This is a genomic window from Geothrix campi, assembly GCF_024609265.1.
In the GTDB taxonomy this organism is placed as follows: domain Bacteria; phylum Acidobacteriota; class Holophagae; order Holophagales; family Holophagaceae; genus Geothrix; species Geothrix campi.
In genome coordinates this window covers 1-6,595 of sequence record NZ_JANHMP010000007.1, presented here as the reverse complement: position 1 = coordinate 6,595, position 6,595 = coordinate 1, and the positions used below count along the sequence as shown (strand labels likewise).

The 6,595-nt window shown below is 51.2% G+C and carries 5 protein-coding genes; all 5 read left to right on the top strand.

Annotated elements, in window-relative coordinates; translation table 11 throughout:
• Window positions 1-518 precede the first annotated feature (518 nt).
• The 5 genes from NOV65_RS15290 to NOV65_RS15270 all read left to right on the top strand — a co-directional run bounded on the left by NOV65_RS15290 (window position 519) and on the right by NOV65_RS15270 (window position 5,358).
• The gene (locus tag NOV65_RS15290; RefSeq protein ID WP_257307591.1) at window positions 519-926 is read left to right on the top strand and encodes a hypothetical protein; all 408 of its coding nucleotides are present in this window, start codon (window positions 519-521) and stop codon (window positions 924-926) included.
• Between the two features lie 517 nt (window positions 927-1,443).
• The gene (locus NOV65_RS15285) at window positions 1,444-2,163 is read left to right on the top strand and encodes a hypothetical protein (protein WP_257307588.1); all 720 of its coding nucleotides are present in this window, start codon (window positions 1,444-1,446) and stop codon (window positions 2,161-2,163) included.
• A gap of 417 nt (window positions 2,164-2,580) precedes the next feature.
• The gene (locus tag NOV65_RS15280) at window positions 2,581-3,237 is read left to right on the top strand and encodes a hypothetical protein (RefSeq protein WP_257307587.1); all 657 of its coding nucleotides are present in this window, start codon (window positions 2,581-2,583) and stop codon (window positions 3,235-3,237) included.
• A 997-nt stretch (window positions 3,238-4,234) separates the two neighbouring features.
• The gene (locus NOV65_RS15275) at window positions 4,235-4,804 is read left to right on the top strand and encodes a uroporphyrinogen-III synthase (RefSeq protein ID WP_257307585.1); all 570 of its coding nucleotides are present in this window, start codon (window positions 4,235-4,237) and stop codon (window positions 4,802-4,804) included.
• Between the two features lie 125 nt (window positions 4,805-4,929).
• Window positions 4,930-5,358 (top strand): hypothetical protein, encoded by a 429-nt coding sequence (locus NOV65_RS15270; protein ID WP_243304901.1) that lies wholly within the window; start codon window positions 4,930-4,932, stop codon window positions 5,356-5,358.
• Window positions 5,359-6,595: the final 1,237 nt, after the last annotated feature.

Genomic DNA, 6,595 nt, shown 5'->3' with positions numbered 1-6,595 from the left:
CTAACCGGTCGCTCAACTCGGACCCCGCCTGCATTGCCTTTCGCTCTCTCTCATCCACTCGCTTCCTCGGCTCCGCTCAGCGCCTCGGTGCAGGCGGGGTCCGGTTAGCTCCGATCGTTAGGCCTCTACTCCCATGAACCCACAGATCGCCATTTCAGCCACACCAGCTTGGTTCATAGCAATGGAGATCCTGTTCGATGTCGGAATCTTTGCTCATGGCCTGAGCCTAGTGTTGTTTCCAAGAATATACGATCGTCCTCACTGGGCCTGGAACCCAACATACTTTCGATGGGCGATTGGAAAACGCAAATTGCTTGGCTGGTTTTGTATCGCTGTGAGTGTCTTTTTCCTTTGGTTCAGCGCCATCCCAAAACTGTTTCCAGCGATCGGCCTAACCCTTAGCTCAACTCGGACCCCGCCTGCATTGCCTTCCGCTCTCTCTCAACTCCCTGCTTCCTCGGCTCCGCTCAGCGCCTCGGCGCAGGCAGGGCCGGTTAGCTTCATTCGTTAGGTTGCTGATGCCCTTCCTTCCCAACACCATTCAGGTGGGCCTGCGCTGGGCCATCGTTGGCCTCTGCCTGTTTTATCTGGTGAACTTCGCGGGTGATCTTCGGGTTGCATCGGCCCATTGGCTATATGGAGTGCTTGCCTTTGGGTTCTGGTTACCGCTGGTGGTGGGTTTGTGGCTGATGTACAGGGCTGCTCGTCTGACTGCGCTCATTGTGCAATGGGCCCTCTTCTTCTTAATTCCTCTCGGTGCCCTCAGCCCTTACGCAGAAATGGACCATGCGTTTGGCAGCACCCCTCCACCAGTCTGGGTATTGTTGGGTGGTGTATTGCTCATAGGCGCCATGAACTGTTTGGCAATTTTCTATCTCACCAAGTTCAAAGCGCAATTCCGCCCCTTCAAGATCCGCGCAACCTAACCCTCCGCTCAACTCGGACCCCGCCTGCATTGCCTTCCGCTCTCTCTCAGCTACTCGCTTCCTCGGCTCCGCTCATCGCCTCGGTGCAGGCGTGGCTGGTTAGCTTCATTAGTTAGGCCTCACATGAAGACGGCCACCAGATTTTTCCTTTACTCAGCGATGGCATCGTTTGCATGCCTCTTGGCCGGAATTCTGCTCGGTTCTCTGGATCAGCATTTTCCGTCTACCAATGGCCGTATTTCCCTCCCCAACAACATAGAAGCCTTTGTAGGTTCCACTGAAGGGCTCACACTTTCCAAGATCGGCGCCATCGGTTTCTTGCTCTCAGCTATTTCTGCCTTGGCCCTCACCATCATTCAGAAAGTCCGAAATAATAGGTCTTCGGCCTAACCGTTGGCTCAACTCGGACCCCGCCTGCATTGTCTTCCGCTCTCTCTCAACATTTTGCTATCTCGGCTTCGCTTAACGCCTCGGCGCAGGCGGTGCCGGTTAGCCTGATTCGTTAGGCGCTTCAGCGATGACCCCTAAAAAATTCTTAGCCTTCATAGCTACTGTGATTATTATTTGCATAATATACCCAGGTGCCATCAAGCCTTATCTTCATTTTGAAAAATCAACTATTGATTTATCAGTTGTAGATCAAGACGGCTGTGCCGTGCCTAACGCCGAATTATTTTTTACCGAATCAGGTTTTAGATATTTGATCCCAATTCCATGGATATCTCCAATGTGGCATTCACAGAAACAGTTAAAATACAAAACAGACTTCAATGGTAAATGCCACATTGTGTTTTGGGATGAACACCTCACGCTTAATGAATTAAGAATTAATTCACAAATTGTTTTACCAGAACAACCAGGAGTATATGAAAATAGATCAAGCGCCAATCATCCACTTTATGTATGGACAGAAGATAGATGGTGGGTTAAGCCTGAGGACAGATGGTGGATTAATTCGTCGATTTCAATTAAACATAACTATTATGGCACAGATTGTCTTGCAGAATATACCTTTATGACATCTAGAGGTTATATTAATGGCAATATACTCGGTCACAAGAACAAAATAATCATCACAAAAAATAATCGTATTTCCATGTTTTTATATCAACATTCATCCTATCCTGCGCCTAACCCTCCGCTCAACTCGGACCCCGCCTGCATTGTCCCCCGCTCTCTCTCAACCTCTCGCTTCCTCGGCTCCGTTCAGCGTCTCGGTGCAGGCGGGGCCGGTTAGCTTCTTTCGTTAGGCCTCCAAACAACGCCCAGCCAATCAAGGTGATCGACATGTGGAAACCCAAACTCCAAACCGTGCTCGCCTACCTTGCTGGCCTCAGCGGTGGAGTCATGCTCTGTTCTTCCGGTTTCACCCTGGTAGAGGTCACTCCAAGATTGCTTAAGTACACTTCAATCGTTGCGCTGCTGGCTTTCCTCGTTGTCAGCGTATTGCGTGGAATTGCCGAACGCTCCTCTAGTAAGTCCTGCCCTAATCCGCAATCACCGTCGGCCTAACCCTTAGCTCAACTCGGACCCCGCCTGCATTGCCTTCCGCTCTCTCTCAGCATCCCGCTTCCTCGGCTCCGTTCAGCGCCTCGGTGCAGGCGGGGCCGGTTAGCTTCATTCGTTAGGCAGCCTACCCATCTGAAGGTGAATCATGTGTGTCCTGTCGTTCATCAAGCCCTACCTGAAGGACATCATCTTCAACGGGGTCATTCCCTTTTTCTGCGTTCTCCTCGGTGCTCTACTCTCCTTCCGGATCCAGAGAAAATCGGAAGAGAAGCGGGAAGATGAATCCCGATATGCAGACTGCCTGAGGATCATGCTTTCACTCAGCACCATGTATACAGTTCTGATAAACATTCAAGAACATATTGCCCCGGACAAGGAGCTTCAAGATCGGCACATTCTACTTAAACCGTTCCCAAACGCATTCGATTACGCGTCGATCAACCCAACCGATCTTGTCCGCGTGGTCAATTCACCAAATGGAAACGATCTCTTGGTTTACCTGCTCCACGCCCAGTCCTGGGTGAAATCCACCCTGGAAACCCTCAATCTGCGAAATCAAGTACACCTTGAGATGCAGAGAACCACCATCCAAGTCGATGAGAATCACGGCTCGATTAGGCCACATCTAAATATACAGTTGAAAAACCTAACGGATGGCCTCTATGAACAAGTCGACTCTTCAATGAAAAAAATCGAATGTGCAGCCAGAAAATTCGGTGACTTTGCATCTGCCCTCTATCCCGGTCAACCTGTTCGAAAACTTGAACGAATCAATGCGGCCAAAATGATGGAAAATTGTTGAACGCCTGCACCCAGTCCGCCTAACCCTCCGCTCAACTCGGACCCCGCCTGCATTGCCTGGTTTCATCTCTCGTGTTCCGTCAACATTAGCTTCGTTCGGCACCCTTCCGCAGGCGGGGCCGGTTAGCTGCTTTCGTTAGGCGTCATGCTCTACACTCCAAGCACCAGCCCACCTACACCTGGATTTGCGCTACTCGGTTGCGCGGCTGGAATTACTTTGTTCGTAGTCGGTATGAAGGCAATTATCAAACGAGAGATCCGGCTAAGACCTAGCAGAGGCGAACCACTAGTAACTCATCGTGGAACTGAAGCTATTTATGCGGGTTTGGGCTTTTGCCTCATCTCCATCTTCCTTTGGCTTCCGGCAATAATCTATTTAATCAAGCATTTCATCTTCTCGTCACACGCCTAACCCTCCGCTCAACTCGGACCCCGCCGCAAGCGGCGCGGTCCTACCTCCCTGGCAATCCCGTCTAACCGCTCCACCAAGCCTTTCAGCCGCGGCGGGTCCGGTTAGCTGCTTTCGTTAGGCGCCATCGTGTTCGACCTGGAACCTTCCACGACCATTTCCTCCGAGACCATCATCGGTTTACGGAAGATCCGTCGTGACCGGCGAATTCTTTGGGCTGGTGTCCTCGGCGGATTCCTTGCAATGGTGCTAATGGTCAAGACGGGCCTTAATGTATTTTTAGGTCTGTTCGCTATCGCCTACATCATTGGTCTCTTCATGGCTCAGATAATTGTCTACCGAGCAAAATGTCCATCGTGTGGCAAAGGGTTTTTCCGTCTTTGGTTTATTTGCAATCCCTATACTTCAAGGTGCATGAACTGTGGAATTTCTTTAAAAGTAAAGCGTCCTAGCGCCTAACCCCTAGCTCAAGTCGGACCCAACCTGCACGGCCTACTTTCATCTCTCGTGTTCCGTCTTTCTCGTCTCTGTTTAGCTGTCGGTTGCAGGTTGGGCCGCTTAGCTTCCTTCGTTAGGCTTCGGAGTTCAAATGGATCAGTACGAAGCAATGATGCACGTCAATCGCGAACTCCAAACTGGCGAGTCGCTCCTCTGGGCAGGGCGACCAAGGCAAGGTGTGTATCTGCGTAGCTCTGATGCTCTGCAGATCCCATTCAGCTTGGCATGGTGTGGGTTCGCCTTATTTTGGGAATACAGTGTCGTGAAAGATGGTGGGCCGATTTTCTTCAAACTCTGGGGAATCCCATTCGTGCTCATTGGAATCTATATGGTGATAGGTCGATTTTTCGCAGACAGCTTGATGCGTTCAAAGGCCCAATATGCAGTCACTAGCAATCGGATACTTATCATTTCAGGGTTGTTCAATCTGAAAACAACAAGCATTGGGTTGGCTAATATCCCAGAGTTATTTTTTGTAGAAAGCAATAATGGTGGAGGAACAATCGCGTTCAGCGCGACTGCCTCCCAGTGGTGGTCCGGGAGTTCAGGCTGGCCGTTCAATCGCCAAGCACCTCAAGTGTTCGAACTCGCTGAAAATGCCCGTCAGACCTATAACATCATCCTCAGAGCCCAATCCGAGGCTAAGCGACCATCAGCCTAACCCTCCGCTCAACTCGGACCCCGCCTGCATTGCCTTCCGTTCTCTCTCAGCTTCCCGCTTCCTCGGCTCCGTTCGTTGCCTCGGCGCAGGCGGGGCCGGTTAGCTTCATTCGTTAGGCCGCTCACATGAAGAACGATCCTCGAATAGTGCGGCTCCTCAAACGCTACCCCAAGGGCGAGGATTTTTCTGATGCTTCCATTGATGTGAGTCATTTTGACACTGAGCAGCTTCTCAAAATTTGCCAGTGCCAAAAAGATTCAGATCTCTCGGTTCCGAAGGAATTGGGTGAATTCGCATTGGGTCACTTCGGCCAGGCCTTCGGCATAGAATTCGATCGCTCTGAATTCGACTACTACCTGCATTCATATGTCCGAACTGAATTCGTGTCGTCCTACTATAGTGATCCAACGGTCACCTCAAAACCCGCACCAGAAAATGGTCCGCCCACCAAAATTCCACTTCCTGAGGGCATGCAATGGTTTTCTGTTCGCCCAAAAGAGGGGCGAGAACACTACGAGGCTTACGAAATCTCCCAAGATGGCTCATCGGCCTAACCCTCCGCTCAACTCGGACCCCGCCTGCATTGCCTTCCGTTCTCTCTCAGCTTCTCGCTTCCTCGGCTCCGTTCAGCGCCTCGGTGCAGGCGGGGCTGGTTAGCTTCATTCGTTAGGCCTCTCGATGCTCGGTAGTCCACTCCACAGCGGGTCCGATCCCGTCTTTCCGTTGCTCGGCGCTGCAATGGGGCTCTACCTTGCCTTCGTGGGCGTCAGGGTCGTTGTTCGTCGTGAAACCAAAATCGGTCCCAAGGGTGGTCCCTACAATACCGTTTCCGGAAAGGAAGCCATTTCTGTGGGCATTGGTTTTATTCTTTTTGGTCTTTTCTTTGTCACTTCAGGAATTTATGCATTTCTTCGATATTTCAATTGGGTATAGGTCCATTTTTATCCATTTATGTCTGAATCACATACCCGACCCAATGATCGGCCTAACCCTCAGCTCAACTCGGACCCCGCCTGTATTGTCTCCCGTTCTCTCTCATCTCCCCGCTTTCTCGGCTTCGCTCAGTGCCTCGGTGCAGGCGGGTACGGTTAGCTCCATTCGTTAGGCGTTCCCCATGAGATTCAGGGAATTGATAGTGCCCACACTGATGGCGACCATGTCGGCCTGCCAATCTCCGACGTCATTCCCAAACGGGTATGAATACTTAGCGGCGAACAAGTTCGGTCATCCATATTTTGCCCAAATGAAGGTCGGGAACACCCTGAAAAACATCAATGATGACCTTCCACAACTATTGGAACTGCTCCGCAAATCAAAGATGGTTCCAAAGAGGAAAGTCAATCCTACGTACGTAATCTATATGCAAACTGGCTCCTCATCACCATCTCAGGCAATGTCAATTCTGTTAGACAGCGAAGGCTTCGGAGAATTCCAACTCCGCAGACACACTGCGTACTTTCTGTGTCGCGAGTTGCCATCTTTTTCGGCCTCAGCCTTCCAGAGTAGTACGATTCTCCGTGAAAACCGTAGATGATCGAAATCAGTGGTTCATTACCGGAACGCCTAACCCTCCGCTCAACTCGGACCCCGCCTGCATTGCCTTCCGCTCTCTCTCAGCTTCCCGCTTTCTCGGCTTCGTTCAGCGCCTCGGTGCAGGCGTGGCTGGTTAGCTTCATTCGTTAGACGCTCACCCGCGGCCCCAGGTAGAAGGAGTCGATTTGAGATCAATCCTGGTTTGGTTCCTTCTTACAGGTCTCGCGGCCCCAGCCCTATTTTCTCAAACGCCGAGAA

Coding starts and splice junctions, on each gene's coding strand:
- NOV65_RS15290 (WP_257307591.1), top strand. CDS start 519: ATGCCCTTCCTTCCCAACACCATTCAGGTGGGCCTGCGCTGGGCCATC.
- NOV65_RS15285 (WP_257307588.1), top strand. CDS start 1,444: ATGACCCCTAAAAAATTCTTAGCCTTCATAGCTACTGTGATTATTATT.
- NOV65_RS15280 (WP_257307587.1), top strand. CDS start 2,581: ATGTGTGTCCTGTCGTTCATCAAGCCCTACCTGAAGGACATCATCTTC.
- NOV65_RS15275 (WP_257307585.1), top strand. CDS start 4,235: ATGGATCAGTACGAAGCAATGATGCACGTCAATCGCGAACTCCAAACT.
- NOV65_RS15270 (WP_243304901.1), top strand. CDS start 4,930: ATGAAGAACGATCCTCGAATAGTGCGGCTCCTCAAACGCTACCCCAAG.